Consider the following 21273-nt stretch of genomic DNA (forward strand, 5'->3'; position numbering starts at 1 on the left):
CAGATAAATAGTAATAAATCATAATAAATTAAAATAAATTATTGCAATTAAATCATTGATAACGCACCATAACAGAGAGAAAAAAATAGCTGGCAAAATGTAGCTAACTTTGCAAAAATATTTATAGATGCTACACAAAATTGAGGATGCGCTTACCGATATTAAAGTCGGTAAACTGGTGATAGTAGTGGATGATGAAGACCGTGAAAACGAAGGAGATTTTATTTGTGCTGCAGAACACGCCACTCCCGAAGTAATTAACTTTATGAGTAAAAATGGCCGTGGCTTAATATGTGCCCCAATTACCGAAGAAAGATGCGAAGAGCTGAACCTGCAACCTATGGTAAACAACAATACCTCATTGCACGAAACCGCATTTACTGTAAGTGTTGATTTATTGGGCAATGGTTGCACTACGGGTATTTCTGCAAGCGACCGCAGCAAAACCATATTGGCGCTGGTAAATAACGAAACAAAACCCGAAGACCTTGGCCGCCCCGGGCATATTTTTCCATTAAGGGCTAAAAAAGGCGGAGTTTTAAGAAGGGCAGGCCATACCGAAGCCACAATTGATATTGCCCGGCTTGCAGGCTTTAAACCTGCCGGGGTATTGGTAGAAATAATGAATGAAGATGGCACAATGGCACGCCTGCCGCAACTATTGGAAATTGCCCAAAAACAGCAACTAAAAATTATTTCCATAAAAGATTTGATTGAGTACAGGCTAAAAACCGAATCGCTGATAGAAGAAGAAGTAAGGGTAGATATGCCTACGCAATATGGCCATTTTAAATTAATTGCTTTTAAACAAATAAATACTGGCGACATACACCTTGCCTTAAAAAAAGGGGAATGGGAAAAAGACGAACCCATTTTAATAAGGGTACATAGCAGTTGCGTAACCGGAGATATGCTGGGCTCTATGCGTTGCGATTGTGGCGAGCAATTGCAACATGCCATGATGCAAATTGAAAAAGCAGGCAAAGGCCTGATATTATACATGAACCAGGAAGGCCGTGGCATAGGACTATTAAATAAATTAAAGGCCTATAAACTCCAGGAAGAAGGATTAGATACCGTAGAAGCCAACCTGGAGCTGGGTTTTCAAATGGATGAAAGAGATTATGGCGTGGGCGCTCAAATACTGCGATATTTAGGAGTAAGTAAAATGAAGTTGATGAGTAATAATCCTAAAAAAAGAGCTGGCTTACTTGGTTACGGGCTTGAAGTTGTGGAGACTGTTGCCATAGAAATGGAACCTAACCAACATAATAAAAAATACCTTTCCACAAAAAGGGACAAGCTTGGCCATGAGATTTTAAAGAACGGCTTGCGTTAGTTTTATTGATGATGCTTTGCTTTTAAGCTATCTGTTGTCTTCCCTTAAGAAAATAAGCTTTTCTAAGAGTTAGTGAAGCGCTCTTTGGAAATAGGCGGCACGAAACAAGGCAGAAACTTAATTTGTTCTTTCTTTTACTTTTCTGGCTTCTTCTTCTTTTAATTTTTTGCTGCTTTTGAAAAGGTCGCTGAATTTATCTACGTCTTTTCGGTAACTAAGTTGTATACCTGTTCTGTTGCGCTGGCCCGAGGTAAAATCCACGCCGGTTTTATTAAAGCCAACCAAACGCAGCGAGCCATCGTCTCTCAGCAACAACTCTACGGAAATATCGGGTGTAAACAAGCCTTTCCTGTTGGCAAAATAAGGGTTATTGTAGTCTAAATTACCGCCCAAATACACAACCCATCTTTTACCGGGTGTAAATTTAAACCCGCCCCTGATGTTGGCCTGCAATTGGTTTTTTGTACTTTGAAAGTCAAGCGTTGGGTTTATATCAACCCATGTGGAAACTATTCCATTGGTTGCCCGTTCCAGTTCTTTACTAAAGGTATTGGTAAGCCATCCGCTTAACAATCCCCCAATAGTGCTGGTGGCTATGCCCAAAGTATTTTGCTGCGAAAAAAAATTTTGCTCTTCATTAATAAATGCGCCAAATAAAAGCAGGCTGGCCACCTGTTTGTTCATGGTGTTTGCATCATTGGTAAAGTCGGCCAGTTTTTGAATTACAATATAATCATTGCGTAAGGCGCTGCGTTCGGGAAGCTCAAATTCAAAACTTATATCGGGCTTACTTAAAATACCGGAAAGGTGAGAAAGGATGATAATATCTTCTTTTACCCTGGCAGATGTACCTGAGGAAAGGCTGCTTACATCCACATTTTTGGCCAGGTACTCGGCATCTATATCAATAATAGCGGCATAAGGGTCTCCATTCCAGGATATGGTTCCCCGCCTTAAAGTAAACGGCCTGTTTACTATGGTTTGAAAATTAAAAGTGTATTCTCCCTTGGTTAATTCGTAGCGGCCACGTATGGTTAAGGGTTCCATAGTGCCTACCCTTATGTTGAGCCTGCCGTTTCCTTCTCCTTTAATAATATCGCCGGTTTCTTCATCCAGTATTACATCAATTTTACAGGCAGGGTTGGCAACCAAATTTAAATTCACGGTAAGGTTTGAAGTTTGGGAACCTTTTTTATTGATATCCATTTCGCTACCAAACTTTATAAAATCTATATAGTCTATATTGTTGCTTTCTTTTGTATCGGTTGTGGGCAGGTAAATATGGCTGGAGTCGAAAACACTGGGCTGGCCGCTTATATTCATTACCATGTCGGTTAATGGCCCTTCAAGCGTTACCAATGCGTTGCCAATAACAGTGCCGTAAAACTGGTTATTGTCCTTTTTAGTGGTATTGAGCAGCAGCATTTTTGATGTTTCCATCCGTACATTTTCAAAGTCAAAATCTTTAAAGAAATGATGGTGAATTTTTCCGCTAACAATACCTGAATTGCCCAGAGTATCTTTGAGTAGCAGGCTGTTTATTTCGATAAGGTTTTTTTGAAAGTTAATTTTTTGCTGATCAAATAAATATTTGCATTTGGTAAATGCAACAACGGCGCTACCCTTGCTTATGTTTGCAGGGCCCACTATATAAATTTTATCTTTTGCGCCATATAGCCTTATGTTGCCTGTAGCAATGCCGTTAAACTCACTAAATACGGTTTTTAAATAAGGTTCAAGTAAATTAAGGTTCAGCCGGTTTGCTGCAAGCACTATATCCATTGCTGTGCCGGTAGTATCTTTTGTATTGTAATTGCCATTTATCTCAAATGCATTTTGTGTACCATCGGATTTTACATGAAACTCTATTTTGCCCGTTGAAGTATTGGCATGGGTATTTAACTGTACATCGCCTACATATTTTTTATCCAGGTAAAAGCTATCTGCATTGCCTTTAAATTCTAAAACCGGCTTGTTAAACGGGTTTTTAATAATGGCCTTTCCGGTGAGGTTTCCTTTTAGTTCCGGTTTGGTGAAAACAATGGGCAAAAAATCTTCTATGGCAATTTGCTTTAAATCGGCCACCAAATCAGATTCGTTGGTTACAGGATTTAATTCAGTAGAAAGGATAATATGCTGGTTATCGTGTACAAATTTTACTTTATTGGCGGTAACTTTTCCCGGAAGCAAAGAAATTTTTCCATCTTTTTCCAGCAGCCACTTATTGCCATTCATTACAAAAGAGCTTTGGGCAAACTGTATTTCTAAGCCATCTTCCCGGTGGGTAACCGTTGCATTGAGTTCTGCAAGATCCAGTGTTTTATTGGCTGAAGTAAATAAATGTATTTCAGAAACATTATTGCTTGCGGTGATATAAACCCTGGATTTTGGGAATTGCATACTATCGTTCAGTTTAATATTATCAACAAGCAATACGGCTTTGAGCGAATCCCTGTTTCCACGGCCGGAAAATTGGGTATTAGTAAATTCTTTGCCTGCGTAAGAAAAAGAAGGTATATCGGCATCAAGGTTTAGTTCATATTTATTGAGGTGTACATTACCTTTTATATCTGCATAACTAAAGCCTTTGAGTTTTTTATTGAACAGTTGTACATAATCGTCAATTTCTTTTGTTTGGATACTAAAATCAAAATTTTGCTCACTTACTTTTTTAGGGGCTTTAAAATATGCCGGGTAATATTTTGCTAAAAAGAAAGTGAAGGCATTGGGCAATTCCATAATTTTAAATTTGCCTGCAATAGTTGCCTGCAATAAATTGGAGCCAATTTTTAAAACTTTGCTGTTGTTTTCCACTTGCGATACAATGCTGAGCGAATCAAAGGAAAGTTTTATACTGTCTTTATATAGACTTGCATGATGAATGCTGGCGCTACCGAGAAAATTATCAATGGTATTGCCGGTAAAATTAAGGTTAAATGCCCCCGACAATCTCAGGTTGTCTTTTGACAGGCCGATATTTTTTAGGTTGATATTGTCCACTATTGCATCAGCATTAAGTACGGTATTTTTATTGGACAAGTCAACCTTGCCATATAGTTCTGAAATTTTTATATTGGGATCATCAATGGAGAAAAAACCAGAAAAAGCTTTTTTATTAAAATTGCCCTTCATTGTTATGTTCCTGTAAGCGTAATTACTAAAATCTATCCTGCTTACTTTTCCATCTACATTTACTTTTAATTTATCTGCCGAAAAACCGCTTCCGTAAACATTGGCATTTAGAGCAACCATTCCCAGTTTAAGGTTATTGAGTAAAGCGCCAATATTAAATCCACCGGAAAATAATCTGCCGGAAAATACAGGGTCTTTCCCGTTTTGCAGTTTCATGTTAAGGTCGGATGTGAAATCACCCAAAGAGGTTTGAAAAGTACCATAAGCAACAAAATCTTTAGGAAAACCGGTAAAGGTTCCCGTGTATTTTATTTTTCCCAGTTTGTGAAAAGCAACTTTGCTGTTCTTTATGCCGGGAATTATTAAACTTAAATCATTGTGGTTTGTTTGAAGTTCTGTGGCTTTAAGGTCAATAAAAGTAGAATTAAGGTCTGGCAATCCTGCCATAGACAAATTTCCGTTGAATGAACTGTTGCCCGTGGATACCAGCAAATTCTTGGCTTTAAAATCCTGTATCGTTCCTTTGGCATCTCCGGAAATTTGAAAAATCTTTTTCCAGTTTTTTAACGCTGGCGCAAAAACTGCAATATCATCTGAGTTTACTTCACTTGATTTGAGGTGCAGCTCCAGGGTAACTTTTTCAATAAAATTGCCCATATCTTTTCCAAAGCTGTTAAAATGCATTGCATAATAATTTCCCAGCCTGCTTTTATTGGTTTGCAAATCGAGGTTACTAAACTCCATTATGTCTGGAGTAAATTTAAAATAGGCTTTAAGTTTTTTAACCTGTAACCCGCCCCGCTCATTGGTTTGTAAATTTATTTGCGCACTAAGGGTATCTTTTAGAAAAGAAAAATTTTCGAGTGTTGCATTTATAGCTGAAAAAACCATGTGGCTCCCGTCGAAATAAGTATTAGGTAATTTATTGTTGAGCTTTTCGTTTGCATAAACACCATTAATAAGTTTAATGCCTTTACCGGCAACCTGCCAGCCTGCGGCATTCCATTGTAATGTATTGGGGTTGCTGCTTACTGCATGGCCTGCAGGTTTTTTCAGGTAAGCGGGCCTGTTGCCTGTATAGCTTTTTTGGGTAAAATATGGCTCATCAATAACCAAACTATTAAAGGAAATCTTTTTTTGAGATAAATCAAAAGTATCAAAAATTAAATCCATTTTTTTAACAGACAAAAGCATATCCTGCCCAACCCATTTATCTGTTTTATAAATGCGGATATTACAGAGATGTATTTCGTCAACATCAATGGCCAGGTCTTTCTTATCGGTTTTTTTACTTTTGCCGGTGCTGAAAAAGTCAACTAAAAACTGGTAATTCCAAATGCTGTCGCTACGGTTTAGGTTAATTACTGCATCACACAATTGCACATTTTTAACTTCTACCTTATTTTTAAAAATAAACCAATCGGTAACATTGGCCTTGAGCTCATCTGCAAAAAGTAAAGTATCTTTTTTCCTGTCTTCTACCAATACTCCTTTTAATACCAGTTGGTTTAAGAACTTTATATCTACTTTTTGGATGCTTAATTTAGTATTTAATTTTTGGGATAAGCTGGCGCCAATTTTATTTACCAGCCAGGTTTGTACCGAAGAGGATTGAATAATGCCCCACAAAGAAGTAAAGAGCAAAACAATGAAAAGCAAAAAGCCAATTTTATGTTTTATTTTTTTAAAAACAAACCACCAGGCTACCGTTAAACCGGTTAATAGAAAATAAAAAATAACAGGATGAACGGAAGGTTTGATTTTAAGGGAAAGAAAAGCAAATGCCAGCAAGAATGCCAGCGAATATGCAATCCATTTTAATATAGTAATAGCTTTTTGCAGTGGTTGAATGTAAAAAGGTAAAAATACTTAATAACCATGTATATGGAAAACGGGATTACAATTTTATCAATTTATTAAAAACCCCTTGCATCGTCGTCCCCACGCTTATCTGCTACTGCATGTATTGTACCATCTTTTAATAAAATGAGTTCTGTACGGCCAATTTTACCAATGTTTACAAGGTTGTAGCCCATGTTTTTTAATTTTAATGCAGTGGTTTTATTAAAATCATCTTCTATCATTATGGTATCCGGGAGCCATTGATGGTGAAATTTTGGCCTGTTCACCGCATCTTCTGCATCCATCCCAAAATCTATAACATTGATTATAGTTTGAAAAACGCTGGTTGGGATTGTAGTTCCCCCGGGTGTTCCTACAACCATAAATAATTTTTTATTTTTTAGTACAATGGTTGGCGTCATACTGCTGAGCATGCGTTTATTTGCGGCAATGGCATTGGCTTTATTGCCCACAGCGCCATACATATTTGGTTCGCCTTCTTTTATGCTAAAGTCATCCATTTCGTTATTCATTATAAACCCGGCACCTTTTACCACTACCCTGCTGCCATATCTTCCATTAAGTGTTGTAGTAACTGACACAGCATTGCCCTGGGCATCTACAACGCTTAAATGGGTTGTTTCGTCATGTTCTTTAATTACTCCTGCTCCTATGGCTTTACTGCTTCCTGCTTTTCCAGGCAGAAAATCTGCCATTCTTTGCTGCAGGTATTTATCGCTCATGAGTGTAGCTATTGGAACTTTTACGAAATCTTCATCTCCCATAAATTCTGCTCTGTCGGCAAAAGCCCTGCGCTCTGCTTCTACCATAAGCTGTACACTTTCTGCAGTTTGAAATTGCAAGGCAGTCAGGTTCCTGTTTGCCACCATGCCCAGCATTTGCCTGAGTAAAATACCGCCACTGCTCGGTAACGGCATACTGATAATTTCATAACTTTTATAGGAAAATGTAATGGGCTTTCTTTCTTTTGCCGTATAATTTTTTAAATCTTCGTAAGAAATAATCCCGCCATTTTTTGCTGCATCTTCTACAATTAGTTTTGCTGTAAGCCCGCTGTAAAAACCGGCAGCGCCAAATTTGCTGATGCGTCTTAATGTTTGTGCAAGTTCTTTTTGTACAAGAATATCACCGGCCTTCCAGGGTGTTTTTTTCACAAATGCAGGAATAAACTTATTGTACAATAAAAAATCTTCTTTGGATACATTAAGTGAGACTGCTTCTGCATCTGTTATGGCAAAGCCTTTTTCGGCAAGATTAATGGCAGGGGCAATTAATTTTTTAAAGGGTAGTTTGGCATATTTAAGCGAGGCAAATAACCCGGCAATCGTTCCCGGAACGGCATTGGCCAAATGCCCGTTTTTACTGAGTAACTGAAGTGCATTTCCTGCACTATCGAGATACATATTTTTAAATGCATTGCCCGGCGCTGTTTCCCTGAAATCCAATGCAATATTTTGCCCGCTTGCCAGCCGGGCCACCATAAAACCACCGCCGCCAATATTGCCTGCGCCGGGATATACAACTGCAAGTGCAAGTTGTGTTGCAATGGCTGCATCTACAGCATTGCCGCCTGCTTTTAATATTTGTATACCTGCATTGCTGGCTAATGGATGTGCGCTTACTACGGCCGCTTTGTGTACAGCAATAACCTTTTGCTGTGAATAATAAAATGGGTTTAGCTGGGAAAATAAATTTTCGGAAACAACTACAAAAAGAAACAGTAATATACTTATTCGCATTTTTATTTTCATTAAAACACAATACATAAGAATATAAAAAACCCTGTTGCAAATAAAATGGCAAATGCCTGCAACAGGGTTTTAAACAATTATTTTAATTTTTTCTGAAGGTCTTCGTTCATTTTTACATAATCATCGTTGCCTGCTTCTTTAGCCAGCTTGAGGGAGGTATTGGAGCTTTCCAAAGCTGTGCTTTTATTGCCCAGGGCAAGTTCAATTTTTGCTTTATAAATCCAAACCCAAAATGCTTTGGGGTTGTCTTTTACTGCTTCACTTACATATTGCAGCGCTTTTTTAGGGTTATTATCGTACTCATTATAAAATTGCGCCGCCTGCCAGTTGGGTTTCTTTTCCCCTTTAAAAGCCTCATCCAATTGAGCTTTAATTCGCTCTACTATACCATAAGCAGAAATTGGTAAGCTTATTGCAGTGTTTTCCCATAGTATTTCCAGGTTGGCGCCTAAGGCTTTTATATCAGTAAATTGAATGGTAAAGCTTTCTACCAATGGTTTTATGTGGGTAGGTTGTACCGAAAACCTTGCTACATCTTCGGACTCTTTATAGCCATCAATACCCCAGTTTTTAACTCCTTTATTCAAGATAATTTCCCAGGAATCTATATGTGGAATGGTATAAAGGACATAAGTGCCGGAATCAATTTTTTTACCTTTTATTTCAACCGGATCGTTGAACCTTATGGTAGTAGCAGCATTTGCGCCTGTGCGCCAAAGTTTATCGTAAGGTACCAGCTCGCCAAATATTTTTCTTCCTTTGGTAATTGGCCTGCTGTAGGATAATTCGATACTGGAAAGCCCGAAATCCTGTACAATTTTTTGAGTGGGTGAAGGCGCCGGCATTTTAACCTGTGCTGTTGCCGTTGATGCAGCAATAATTAAAGCTGCTGAATAAATTATTTTTTTCATTGCATTAGATTTTAAACGGTTTATTGAAAAAATATTTTTACGGTTTGGTATATAAAAAGTTTTTTAAAATCCTGTGATTGTATAGATTGGTGCTGCCTTTCGGAAAAACCCTGCAACCCCAATAACCCTGCTGCATTTCCTTTATTAATGGCTATCTCCAAATATCCTGCCGCATTAAACAAAGCCAGCTTTTCGCCCTGCTGTACATCGGCGTAAGTTTCACTAATTTTATCTATTTCATCATCTCTCCTAAATACTATTTTAAAACCCCGGTCTTTTCTTTGCTCTTCAAACTCTTCTTTTGTAATATTTACCACTACGTTTTCAAAGTTATCAATAAATATTATCTGGCCTTCTATCCAATTAGGCCCCAAAGTTGGCTTTAGCGGATTTTTTACGCTTATCGAAACCCCGGCATTCCCTATATCTTCCATTTGCTTCCCATTTGCAAGATCATTAAATGCCGTAGCCAAAACCTCGGCACAATAAATAATATTCTTTTGCCTGTTTTTTTGAAGCGGTAAAGCTACTACTTTCTGGGGCAACTCTTCGAGTACCATAGTAAGCAGGCCATTATCGGCACAGCCTATATATTGGTCATTATGTTGTGCCAGCAATAAATGGTGGGGTTTTTCATCAAATACATTTACCAGTATAAGGTGAAAGCTACCCGGTGGAAAGTTTTTGATAGCATTTTTGCAAACATAAGCAGTGCGAAAAAAGTTAAAGGGCGAAAGGTTGTGCGTAATATCAATAATAGTAAATGAAGGATTTGCGTGTAAGAGTTGCCCTTTTACTGCGGCGGTAACAAAATCCCCCGTTCCTACGTCGCTGGTAAAAGTTACTATTGCCATGAAATGGTAAAAAAATTATTTTACGAGTTTGCCATCCTTAAAAAAGAAATTTCTGGTGAGCTTATCTGCCCAGGATGGAAACAGCTTGTTGATCAATACGGTTTGTTTGCCCCTGAATGTTAACACCAGAGTGCGTTTTCTTTCTTCAATGGCTTTTAAAATATGAGAGGCACACTCTTCGGCGCTCATGAGCGAAGCTTCATCCAATGGGCTTTCGCCTTGCTGTTCACCTTTATTGTTTAAAGCGGCTTTTCTAATATTACTGCGAATAAAACCCGGGCATACCCACATTACATTTACATTATCGTCCATTAGCTCGGTACGTATGGCTTCCATCCACCCGTTTAATGCAAATTTGCTTGCACTGTAACCGCTTCGGCCAGGCAAACCCCTGTAGCCGGCAATAGATGAAACGGCAACTATGGTTCCCTGTCTTTCCAAAATTGAAGGCAAGGCAAGTTTGGTGCAATAAACCGAACCAAAATAATTGATATCCATTACTTTTTTAAACACTTCCAGCTCTGCATCTTTTAATAAAGAACGCATGGAAACGCCGGCATTATTAATCAAAATATCTATACCGCCAAATTGCTTAATGGTACTATTAATAAATAAGGCACAACTATTATAATCACTTACATCTGCAACTACGCAATGCAAAGGCATGGTGGAATGGCTCAGTTGCAAATCGTAAAGTTTATCCTGGTTACGGGCACAGGTGGCAACTTTTGCTCCTAAAACCAGCAACTTTTCTACAAGGGCTTTTCCAATACCATCGCTACCACCAGTAACGGCTACAACCTTATTTTCAAAAAAATTGCTCATATTAATACGTTAAAGCAAAATTACTGAGATAATTTGCTGCTGAAAAACAATTAAGTATAAAATCTTCTATTTATTAAAAATATACAGTCAAAACTTTTTTGCAGCAAACCAATATTCCCTTATTTTTGCACTCCTTTTGAAAAAAGGGGTAAGATTCCGTAGCTCAGTTGGTAGAGCATAACACTTTTAATGTTAGGGCCCTGGGTTCGAGTCCCAGCGGGATCACAAAAAGGAGTTCACTAAAATGAGCTCCTTTTTTGTTTTAAAGCAATAGGAAAATTCTATTGTTGAAAAAAAATAAATATTCTGTTAGCTGTAACTCATTTGTTTCCTGTTTTTCAATTTGGGTTTCCGGCCCTGGGTTCTCCCTATTGTTATCGGGACAGTGGGATCACAAAAAGGAGTTCACTAAAATGAGCTCCTTTTTTGTTTTAAAGCAATAGGAAAATTCTATTGTTGAAAAAAAATAAATATTCTGTTAGCTATAACTCATTTGTTTCCTGTTTTTCAATTTGGGTTTCCGGCCCTGGGTTCTCCCGATTGTTATCGGGACAGTGGGATCACAAAAAGGAGTTCACTAAAATGAGCTCCTTTTTTGTTTTAAAGCAATAGGAAAATTCTATTGTTGAAAAAAAATAAATATTCTGTTAGCTATAACTCATTTGTTTCCTGTTTTTCAATTTGGGTTTCCGGCCCTGGGTTCTCCCGATTGTTATCGGGACAGTGGGATCACAAAAAGGAGTTCACTAAAATTAGCTCCTTTTTTGTTTTATGGGAAGTAGGTACATTCTTATTTTAAAATAATGAAAAATAACTATGCCTTGTTTCGTGTGTTACAAGAAACAAAGCACAAAATAAGTAACGCAAAATATGATTACTAAAATCTGTACCCAAGGTTTAACCCAAAACCCCTGAACCCAGCCCAAGCTCCCTTGCTGCTGATGGTTCCACCTTTGTCATTAATCTCATACTTTATTTTAAATAATGGCAAATCCAAATCATCTAAAGTACTTTTTAAATCGGCCTGGTCTGATGGCGAAAGCGCTGCTGTAAATTTTAAATTTCCGTTGGAGCTGCCAAAATGCCCTCCCAATATCCACCAGTCGAGCACAAAGTTTTTGGAAAGCTTAAATTGGCTGCCAAATAAAATACCTCCGCTAATGGAACTGATATTGCCTTTAAAAAAGGCTGTTTTGGTATCGGTGCCCGATGTGTAATTTATTGGGGTCTGCGTTTTAAAATTGGCGTACCGTACATAAGGAGCAACATAAAAACCCCTCAATGCCTTTTTGCCAAAATAATAGCGAAACTCCGGGCTAATGGCGATGTTGCCCAATTTCATATCGCCCACTTTTACATCCGGTTCGTCCACCTGGTCTTCAATTACCGATTTAAAAGGGATTGTACCATAAGGCTGAAACCTTACTCCCATTGCAACAGATATTTTTTTCCCAACGGCCCTTTCATATTGCAAGGCTATATTTTTTACGGCAATGGAGCCTAGGTTTATTTTTACAATATTATTTAGCTCTTTGCTTTTATTTTCTTTTTCCTGTGCAAAAATTTGGGTGCTTACCAAAAGTCCAAATAGGGCAAAAAAGAATAATTTATTATTTGACATGGCACAATGACTTTTCGGTTTAGAATTATTTTCAAAACTAAGGATGTACTTAATTAATGTAAATGTGAGAAAAGTAGTATTTAAATAAAATGATTGGTGTAAGGCAATATCGCCTTCTTCATTGCTTTTTAAAATTAAAATTAAACTGCCGGGGAAAACCCTGGCAATTCATAGTAATTAAATCAATAAAAATACTTTTTATCCAAAAACTTCGTCGTTTAAATACATTTTGGTCATTTCATAAAAATGATTTTGTAAAATGTGAACCGGCATATTGTAGGGAACATGCCTTTTTTCATCTTTGTACCATAATTCAAAAGCCGAAAAATCCCCATCTTTGGGTATCATCATCCTAAATGCGCCTTTAGAGTACTTTATAGAGCCGTCTTCCATTTTTTCTTTATTAAACTTAAACCCATTGAGCTCTACTTCTGTTATAGCAACCGGGGCAAGCTGATTGGTTTCATACCAAAAATTCTGCACGCCATTGTCCACACATACTTGCTTTTCATCGGTATTTAGTTCTGTAATTTCCCCACGGCGGCTGTCGCCATCATTTTCGGCAAAAACATAATTGCCTTCTCTAAGTTCATTAAATTTAAGCATAACATCGGTTTAAAATTTATAAAATTGAGTATGAATATAAATCATTTTTTTAACGGTTAAAAAATTATTCGGCCCAACTCATAATATATTTATCGTTTTCAATTGCCAGTGCCTGTTCGGTAAGCATTAAAGGCCTAAAGGTATCTACCATTACGGCCAGCTCCCGGGTTTCTTTTGCGCCGATGCTTTTTTCAACAGCGCCGGGATGCGGCCCATGCGGAATGCCCGCCGGGTGCAGCGTTATCATTCCCCTGGTTACATTTTTACGGCTCATAAAATTTCCATCTACATAATAAAGTACCTCATCACTGTCAATATTGCTATGGTTATAAGGCGCTGGAATGGCCTGTGGATGGTAATCGTAAAGGCGTGGCACAAAGGAACAAACCACAAAAGCATCTGTTTCAAAAGTTTGGTGAGTGGGTGGTGGCAGGTGTACACGCCCTGTAATGGGTTCAAAATCGTGTATGGAAAATATAAACGGATAGCAACATCCATCCCACCCTATTACATCAAATGGATGCGTTCCATAATGCAGGCCATAAAGTATCCCCTGCTTTTTTGCACGAATAAGAAAATCGCCTTTTTCGTCAAAGGTTTGTAAATCCTGTGGTGCACGGATGTCTCGTTCACAATAGGGCGAGTGTTCCATCAATTGCCCGTAATGGCTCATATACCTTTTGGGATAGCGTATCGGCTTAAATGATTCCACAATAAAAAGCCGGTTGGCTTCCTCTTTAAATTCAATTTGATAAATGGTACCTCTTGGCAATACGATATAATCGCCATAGCTAAATGGTAGTTGCCCATATTGCGTTTTTACCACGCCACTGCCTTCATGCACAAAAATCATTTCATCAGCATCGGCATTTTTATAAAAATATTTTCCGGTTCCCTGCTTTGGCGCAGCCAGCACAATATGGCAATCGTTATTTACCAGTACGGGTATACGGCTCTCCAGGTAATCATTTGCAGGCTTTATTTGAAACCCTTCCAGGCAGCGGTGTTTCAGCATTTTTTCTTCGGCAATTTTTGGGGAGATGTCTACCTGCGGCTCTGTTTTAATAATTTGCGTAGGCGGATGGCAATGGTATAAAAGGGCATAGTCATTACTAAATCCCTCTGTAGAAAATAATTGTTCGCTGTACAAACCGCCATCGGGTTTGCGAAATTGCGTATGGCGCTTGTGGGGTATTTTACCTAACTGGTGATAATGTGGCATTGGTTTAATTTTTTATAAAAAGAAAAATTTGTTTTTGGAAAAAAGTCAAAAAAAAATCAAAAACCTTTGCAAAGCGACAGAACCAGAAAGTAGTACTTCCAGCTTCTTTTATCAATAATATAAATAAAATTTCTATGAAATGGCATAATGCAAAAAACGTATTTTTAACTTTACCCCAAATTTAATCATTTTTGAAAACAATCGGTTTACTATCAGACACACACGGCTTTTTGGATAAAACCATATTTGAACATTTTGCAACATGTGATGAAATATGGCATGCAGGCGATTTTGGCGAAGCGGTTGCTGCTGTATTGCAGCAATTTAAACCTTTAAAAGGCGTATATGGAAATATTGATGGCGCCAGCATAAGAAAAGATTTTCCGGAGCAACTTGTTTTTACCTGCGAAAAAGTAAAAGTGCTCATGCGGCATATTGGCGGCTATCCGCCAAAATATAATATGGAAACCAAAAAAGAGTTGCAGTTACACCGTCCGCAATTATTCATCTGCGGCCATTCGCATATTTTAAAAATTATGTACGATGAGGCTTTGCAATGCCTGCACATCAATCCCGGCGCTGCTGGCAACCAGGGCTGGCATAAAGTGAGTACCCTTACCCGGTTTACTATTGATGAGGAAAATATTAAAAATTGCGAAGTAATTGAACTTGGATTAAGAGGCCGACAAGTTGAAGGCAGGCTTTAGCAGCAGGAAAAATCTTTTAAATAAAATCAAATTGATAAGTTTGCATAATGTAAAACCTAAAAGAATAAATGTTTTATATTTGTTAAATTAAACAGTCCCGAATGGGCTGTTGGGCAATATGAAAAAAATAGAACTGGAAATAGTTGCACTAAGCCACAGTATTACCCAAACGCACTCATATGCAGTAGTACTGGGAGAACTTAACGGCCTTAGAAAACTGCCGATTGTAATTGGTGGGTTTGAGGCACAGGCAATTGCTGTTGCATTAGAGCGTATGAACCCCGGCAGGCCGCTTACGCATGATTTAATGAAAAATTTTATGATGGCATTTGATGTAGAACTCCACGAAATTGTGATTAATGATTTGCAGGAAGGGATTTTCTTTTCAAAACTAGTTTGCAGCTCTCAAAATGATACCATAGAAATTGACAGCCGCACATCCGATGCACTTGCGCTTGCCGTGCGCTTTGGATGCCCTATTTATACTTATGAAGATATTTTAGAAAAAGCCGGCGGCTTACTGGAAGATGAAGGTAAAAAAGAGGGCATTGAAGCCGTAGGTGCAACAGTACAGGAAGATCCCACCGGCAAGGAAAACCTAAAAGACTTGAACCTTGAAGAGCTGAATAAATTATTAAAAGATGTATTAGAACACGAAGATTATATAAGGGCCATTGCCATAAGGGATGAAATTAAAAGCAGGGAGAAAAATTAATTTAGGTTTTTTACTTTCACGTTATTCTATAAATTTCAAAAGTTTTGATTGCCTTTCCCAACGCAAAAATTAACCTTGGTTTGCATGTTCTATCCAGGCGGGCAGATGGATACCATAACCTGGAAACCGTTTTTTATCCCGTAAACCTTAAAGATGCTGTTGAAATTGTTGAAAATTACAATACACCTGCGCCTGAAGTATTATGGAGCGCTTCTGGCATAAGGGTTCCCGGAGATTTGGAAAATAACCTTTGCCTTAAAGCCTTTCACTTAATTAAAAATGATTTTTCACCTATTCCACCCATTAAATTACACCTGCATAAAAACATTCCTTTGGGCGCCGGGCTGGGAGGCGGTTCTGCAAATGCTGCATTTACGCTTCAGTTGCTCAATGAAAAATTCAACCTGCAAATCCCAAAAAATAAATTACAGCAATATGCCTTAAAGCTTGGGAGCGATTGCCCATTTTTTTTAGTAAACAACCCATCGCTTGCCCATGGCCGCGGCGAAGAACTTTTACCTATTGAAATAAATTTAGATTCTTATAAAATATTAATGGTAAACCCAGGCATTATTGTAAATACGGCATGGGCTTTTAGCAAAATTGAATTGCAGCCACAACAAAGAGAAACTATTGCATCCATTATTAAAATGCCCGTTACCGAATGGAAAAACCGCCTGGAAAATGATTTTGAAAAACCAGTATTTGCTGCCCATCCGCAAATAAAAAATATTAAAGAGGCGCTTTTTGAACAAGGCGCCGTATATGCAGCTATGAGTGGCAGCGGCAGCAGTGTTTTTGGGATATTTCATGAACAAAAAGAAATAAAATTTCCGGAAACCTATTTTTATAAATGGGTTTAACCCTGTATCTTTGACAGCATCAAAATACTCCTTACAATATCAACTTTCCTTGCAGGCAATTTAGACCTGCTCAACCATCGAAGTTAAGGTAGGTTTTGCTTCCTTACATATGGAAGCTGCATTTTCTATTTCTACATTTTTATAAAATTAATTTTTATGCCCTCTATAATACAGGCTTCGGCAAATACACAATATTATTTAAACCTCGAAGAAAAATTTGGCGCACACAATTACCATCCTTTGCCCGTGGTGCTTGCAAAAGGTAAAGGCGTATTTGTATGGGATGTTGACAATAAGCGTTACTACGATTTTTTAAGCGGCTACTCTGCCGTAAACCAGGGTCATTGCCATCCCAAAATTATTGAAGCGCTAATTGAGCAGGCGCAAAAACTTACGCTTACTTCCCGTGCTTATTACAATAACCTGCTGGGAGCGTATGAAGCATTTATTACCGGGTATTTTGGTTACCAAAAAGTATTGCCCATGAACAGCGGCGTAGAAGCCGTGGAAACTGCGCTGAAACTCTGCCGCAAATGGGCTTACGAGGTAAAAGGTATTGAAGAAAACAAGGCAAAAATTGTGGTGTGCAATAATAATTTTCATGGCCGTACATTAGGCGTAATTTCTTTTAGTAACGACCCTACTGCCACAAATCATTACGGGCCTTTTTTACCCGGTTACGAAAGCATTGCCTACAAAGATTTAACTGCTTTGGAAAATGCATTTCAGGATAAAAATGTTTGTGCTTTTTTATTTGAGCCCATACAGGGAGAAGCAGGTGTAATAATCCCCAACGATGGGTATTATACCGGCATAAGGCAGCTTTGCAATAAGTATAATGTATTAATGGTTGCCGATGAAATACAAACCGGCTTAAGCCGTACCGGCCGCCTGCTTGCCTGCGACCATGAAAAAGTGAGGCCCGATATTTTAATACTGGGAAAAGCATTAAGCGGCGGCACTTTACCGGTGAGCGCCGTACTGGCAGATGACGAAATAATGCTTACCATAAAACCCGGCGAACACGGCAGCACGTATGGCGGTAACCCGCTGGCCTGTGCCGTAGCTATGGCGGCGCTTACCGTTTTAAAAGAAGAAAAAATGGCCGCAAACTCCGAAGCAATGGGAAAAGTTTTTAGAACGGAGTTAAAAAAAATCAACTCCCCGTTTTTAAGAGAAGTGAGAGGAAGGGGATTAATGAGCGCCATAGAAATAGAACATACCAACAACAATGCAGCCTGGGAGCTTTGCCTGGTTTTAAAAGAAAACGGCTTACTTGCCAAACCAACGCATGGCGATAAAATAAGGCTCACACCACCGTTACTTATAACTGAAGAACAGGTAAACGAATGTGTGAAAATAATTGAACGGAGTTTGGAGGAATTAAAATATTAATTGCGGAATTATAAAATTTGTTTTTATTATTAAAAAAATGATAACCAAATAACGCCAAGGATTAACAGCAATAACCTGGCTTACAGAAAATTAAAGTTTAACCCTTAAGAAAAATAACTTGCTCTTTTTCTCTTTACAACTTAGAAAGGTATTTTTTCAGATATTTGATTCGTAAGATAAAAAGGCCCACAAATAAAATAGCCACAGCAAATAAAATCAAAATTGAGTTGAAATAATCTATAAAACCTGCGAAAGAGCAATAAGTACAAAATCAATTGAAGTAATTCGATAATAAGTATAATATTTTTTTTTGTTACATGGCGTTTAGTTAAAAAATCCGCAAGGATAATTTGACCTAACCTACAATACAATTTTAAACTAAAATAAACAATTCTATTCTCGCACATTAATATCTGCGATAATTGCATTTTTATAAAAATTATATACCACAGTATCCCATCCTCCTCCGTTGTTTTGACTATAAAGTAAACTAGATTGGTTTATATTTAAGGTTGCCTGCCAATAAATTTCAAGTTTAGGATAGGCCAAATACATATCATCTATGGTTAAAGGGAAATAGAACGAAAAAGATGTTGATGTTTCCTTGTTTTTGTCGTAATGAACAGCAGCAAATGGTTGAAAAAATTTAACTTGGATAGATAACGCGTTATATAAAACAGAAAACGGTTATCCTATATAATTGTTTTTATTTGCAACTATAGGGTTTAGACTCAATTAATTATGAAACGAGTATTGATTCATTTGATAATAACCTGCACAATTACTATTTCTGCAAATTCCTTGCAAATTTTTAAAATTGATAGTTCTTTCCAGCAAGTTACCCTAATTAATTTTCTGACGAATTTGAACCTTGCACAATTTAAGGACAAGCCTATAGATACATTCATAACTCATATTCCCCAGAATTTTCATTCGTTAAAAATTTTAGGTGGCTCCAGAGATGATATGGCAGGTAAATTACTAATAAGTTATAATAACAATATCTTTATTTTTGTTCGTGTAATAGAGTTCAGTCATATTGATCCAACTAACCCCGATAAAATACCTCCTAATCAAAGGTGGGAAATAGCATTAATGCGGAAAGAAAAAATATATTCTATTAGGGTATATAATGGAAAAACCCTTATCAATTCTTACAACGAAGATTAAAAATTAGTATTTTTGGCGTCGTAAGTAGCCATACTTCTACTTTGAGACGCCCTCGCCTGTTCTCCCGACCACAACTGTTCGGAAGATTTTTAGCTTGAGTTGGGATAAATTAATCGTTTAGCTATTGCTGGATCGCCATTGCGCAGTCATATAATCCATAATTTTTGATCTATGATGCTTAAAAAAATGTCATATTCTATTGTTCTCTTAAGGTCACAAATTTGCTCTAATTTTTTTCTCTTTTAATAAGGCACTTTGCCCAGGTGAAATATTTAAGAAATGAGGTTGGGATTAAGCGCTTTGGAAAAAGGGTGAGGCAAATTCGTATTGCTAAGAATATTTCGCAAGAAAACCTTGCCTACGATGCAGAAATAGAATACTCACAGGTAAGCAGAATTGAAAGGGGAATAATTAATACCAGTATTTCGCAGGTGTTTGCTATTGCAAAAGCATTAAACATAGAGCCGTGGGTGCTTTTTAAATTTGATGAAGTTTAAATTAGTAATCTACCAATACCACACCAAAAATCTTTTCAAAATTATTGCGGAGCTTTTGTTTTAGTTCTTCAAAATCTAATGGCTTACCCAGTTCATTTTGCAGGGAAGTAACCTGCTTATTTTGTATGCCGCAGGGTATTATATAATTAAAATAATTTAAATCGGTATTTACATTCAGGGCAAAGCCGTGCATGGTAACCCAGCGGCTGCAACGCACACCAATGGCGCAAATTTTTCGTTCCCTGCCGTGTACTCCGGGCTGTATCCATACGCCGGTTTCGCCCTTGCTTCTTTCACCTGTTATACCGTATTCTGCAATAGTTTTAATAATTACTTCTTCCAAATTACGCAGGTATAAACCAATATCGGTGGTAAATTTTTCCAAGTCTAAAATGGGATAGCCCACTACCTGCTGCGGCCCGTGAAAGGTAATATCGCCGCCACGATTGGTATGAAAAAATGAAATTTGCTTTTGTTCTAATTGCTCCTGCGTTAACAATACATGGGCAATATTGCCGCTTTTACCCAGTGTATAAACCGGCGGATGTTCGCAAAACAATAAATGATTTTTTGTAGGCAGTCCCTTTACATCAGCGCCGGGTGTATTTTTTCTTGCTTCAGATTTAATGGCCACATTCTCCTGCAGTAATGCTTCCTGGTAATCCCAGGCCTTTTTATATTCCATTACACCCAAATCTTTAAAGCTTACCTGCTGCATTATGCTGTTAAAAATGATTTAATTTGCAAAGTTAAGCGCTTTTATTATGCCTACAGAAACAATAGCCGGTGAAGAAACCAACGAAAAACACATTCGCTTAAGCCTTATTATTGATAAGGGCCAGGAACCTTTACGCATTGATAAATTTTTAATGCAGCGCATAGAAGGCGCCACCCGCAATAAAATTCAGCAGGCCATAGAAGAAGGGCATGTATATGTAAATGAAAAAATTATTAAGAGCAATTACAAATTAAAACCCGGCGATAATTTAATAGTTTGGGAAAACCGAAACCCGGAACTTAATGAAATTATTCCGCAGGAAATACCGCTCAACATTGTATTTGAAGATGAACATTTAGTGGTAGTCAATAAAGCCGCAGGCATGGTGGCGCACCCGGGAAGTGGCAACCCTCATGGCACTTTGGTAAATGCTATGGCGCATCATTTAAAAATAAATAACCCCAAAATTGATGAAACAGAACTGCCTCGTTTTGGCCTGGTACACCGCATAGATAAAAATACCAGCGGCCTCATAGTTATGGCCAAAAAACAATTGGTAATGACACAGCTTGCCAAACAGTTTTTTAACCACACGGTACACCGCAGGTATATTGCATTGGTGTGGGGAAATTTTGATGTGCAGGAAGGAACCATTACCGGCCATGTGGGCAGGCACCAGCGGTTTAGAAAATTATTTACGGTTTACCCAGAAGGCGAACACGGCAAAGATGCCATTACGCATTATAAAGTTTTGGAAAATTTTAATTATGTAAGCACCGTAGAATGCAGGCTGGAAACCGGCCGCACACACCAGATACGTGTGCACATGCAGCATATTGGCCACCCGGTTTTTAATGATGATTTTTATGGTGGAGACAGGATTGTAAAGGGAACCATTTACAGCAAATACAAGCAGTTTGTAGATAATAGTTTTGCCCTTTGCCCACGCCATGCATTACATGCAAAAGAACTGGGTTTTGTGCACCCAATTACAAATGAACCAATGCTTTTTACCAGTGAATTACCAGCCGATATGGAAAAGCTAATTGAAAAATGGCGGCAATACAGTATATCAAAAAAATAA

The 21273-nt window shown here is 37.9% G+C and carries 17 protein-coding genes and 1 tRNA gene; 9 read left to right on the forward strand and 9 right to left on the reverse strand.

The genetic code is table 11. The annotated features are described in order from the left end of the window. The first annotated feature begins 127 nt into the window (after nt 1–127). A complete protein-coding gene (locus IPO46_04540) occupies nt 128–1339 on the forward strand; it encodes a bifunctional 3,4-dihydroxy-2-butanone-4-phosphate synthase/GTP cyclohydrolase II (protein QQS63855.1) in 1212 nt (403 codons plus the stop codon). A 117-nt stretch (nt 1340–1456) separates the two neighbouring features. Here the strand turns inward: IPO46_04540 and IPO46_04545 are convergent, their stop codons facing one another. The 5 genes from IPO46_04545 to IPO46_04565 all read right to left on the reverse strand — a co-directional run bounded on the left by IPO46_04545 (nt 1457) and on the right by IPO46_04565 (nt 10675). Further along, nucleotides 1457–6130 carry a translocation/assembly module TamB domain-containing protein gene (locus IPO46_04545; GenBank protein QQS63856.1) on the reverse strand — a complete coding sequence of 1558 codons (4674 nt, stop codon included), beginning with the start codon at nt 6128–6130 and terminating at the stop codon, nt 1457–1459. Between the two features lie 257 nt (nt 6131–6387). After that, entirely contained in the window at nt 6388–8085 is a 1698-nt protein-coding gene (gene ggt / locus IPO46_04550; GenBank protein ID QQS63857.1) for a gamma-glutamyltransferase, read from the reverse strand. 77 nt (nt 8086–8162) lie between these two features. Next, nucleotides 8163–8996 (reverse strand): DUF2911 domain-containing protein, encoded by an 834-nt coding sequence (locus tag IPO46_04555; GenBank protein ID QQS63858.1) that lies wholly within the window; start codon nt 8994–8996, stop codon nt 8163–8165. 20 nt (nt 8997–9016) lie between these two features. Beyond that, nucleotides 9017–9850 (reverse strand): SAM-dependent chlorinase/fluorinase, encoded by an 834-nt coding sequence (locus IPO46_04560; GenBank protein ID QQS63859.1) that lies wholly within the window; start codon nt 9848–9850, stop codon nt 9017–9019. A gap of 15 nt (nt 9851–9865) precedes the next feature. Continuing rightward, nucleotides 9866–10675, reverse strand: a complete 810-nt coding sequence (locus tag IPO46_04565; GenBank protein ID QQS63860.1) for an SDR family oxidoreductase — start codon at nt 10673–10675, stop codon at nt 9866–9868. A 152-nt stretch (nt 10676–10827) separates the two neighbouring features. Between IPO46_04565 and IPO46_04570 the strand changes: the two genes are divergently transcribed. Then, nucleotides 10828–10900: transfer RNA gene (locus tag IPO46_04570), tRNA-Lys, on the forward strand. 652 nt (nt 10901–11552) lie between these two features. Here IPO46_04570 and IPO46_04575 read toward each other — a convergent pair. The 3 genes from IPO46_04575 to IPO46_04585 all read right to left on the reverse strand — a co-directional run bounded on the left by IPO46_04575 (nt 11553) and on the right by IPO46_04585 (nt 14124). Continuing rightward, nucleotides 11553–12296 (reverse strand): DUF3575 domain-containing protein, encoded by a 744-nt coding sequence (locus IPO46_04575; protein QQS63861.1) that lies wholly within the window; start codon nt 12294–12296, stop codon nt 11553–11555. Nucleotides 12297–12494: 198 nt separating this feature from the next. Next, nucleotides 12495–12902 carry a hypothetical protein gene (locus tag IPO46_04580; GenBank protein QQS63862.1) on the reverse strand — a complete coding sequence of 136 codons (408 nt, stop codon included), beginning with the start codon at nt 12900–12902 and terminating at the stop codon, nt 12495–12497. Between the two features lie 64 nt (nt 12903–12966). Next, the gene (locus IPO46_04585) at nt 12967–14124 is read right to left on the reverse strand and encodes a homogentisate 1,2-dioxygenase (GenBank protein ID QQS63863.1); all 1158 of its coding nucleotides are present in this window, start codon (nt 14122–14124) and stop codon (nt 12967–12969) included. Between the two features lie 191 nt (nt 14125–14315). Here IPO46_04585 and IPO46_04590 point away from each other — a divergent pair, with 191 nt between their 5' ends. From IPO46_04590 to IPO46_04615, 6 genes are all read left to right on the forward strand, one after another. Beyond that, nucleotides 14316–14831, forward strand: a complete 516-nt coding sequence (locus IPO46_04590) for a metallophosphoesterase family protein (protein QQS63864.1) — start codon at nt 14316–14318, stop codon at nt 14829–14831. 118 nt (nt 14832–14949) lie between these two features. Beyond that, on the forward strand, nt 14950–15546 hold the full coding sequence (locus tag IPO46_04595) for a bifunctional nuclease family protein (GenBank protein ID QQS63865.1): 597 nt from the start codon (nt 14950–14952) through the stop codon (nt 15544–15546). 44 nt (nt 15547–15590) lie between these two features. Further along, nucleotides 15591–16409 (forward strand): 4-(cytidine 5'-diphospho)-2-C-methyl-D-erythritol kinase, encoded by an 819-nt coding sequence (locus IPO46_04600; protein ID QQS63866.1) that lies wholly within the window; start codon nt 15591–15593, stop codon nt 16407–16409. 156 nt (nt 16410–16565) lie between these two features. Then, the gene (gene rocD, locus IPO46_04605) at nt 16566–17804 is read left to right on the forward strand and encodes an ornithine--oxo-acid transaminase (protein QQS63867.1); all 1239 of its coding nucleotides are present in this window, start codon (nt 16566–16568) and stop codon (nt 17802–17804) included. Nucleotides 17805–18545: 741 nt separating this feature from the next. Then, nucleotides 18546–18974, forward strand: coding sequence for a hypothetical protein (locus IPO46_04610; protein QQS63868.1), 429 nt, complete (start codon nt 18546–18548; stop codon nt 18972–18974). 263 nt (nt 18975–19237) lie between these two features. Continuing rightward, nucleotides 19238–19471: a helix-turn-helix transcriptional regulator gene (locus IPO46_04615; protein ID QQS63869.1), complete on the forward strand. Its 234-nt coding sequence runs from the start codon at nt 19238–19240 to the stop codon at nt 19469–19471. 1 nt (nt 19472) lies between these two features. Here IPO46_04615 and lipB read toward each other — a convergent pair whose 3' ends face one another. Continuing rightward, a complete protein-coding gene (lipB, locus tag IPO46_04620; protein ID QQS64318.1) occupies nt 19473–20192 on the reverse strand; it encodes a lipoyl(octanoyl) transferase LipB in 720 nt (239 codons plus the stop codon). 43 nt (nt 20193–20235) lie between these two features. Between lipB and IPO46_04625 the strand changes: the two genes are divergently transcribed. Next, nucleotides 20236–21273 (forward strand): RluA family pseudouridine synthase, encoded by a 1038-nt coding sequence (locus IPO46_04625; protein ID QQS63870.1) that lies wholly within the window; start codon nt 20236–20238, stop codon nt 21271–21273.

The sequence above is a fragment of the Chitinophagaceae bacterium genome (genome assembly GCA_016699815.1).
GTDB lineage: Bacteria > Bacteroidota > Bacteroidia > Chitinophagales > Chitinophagaceae > Ferruginibacter.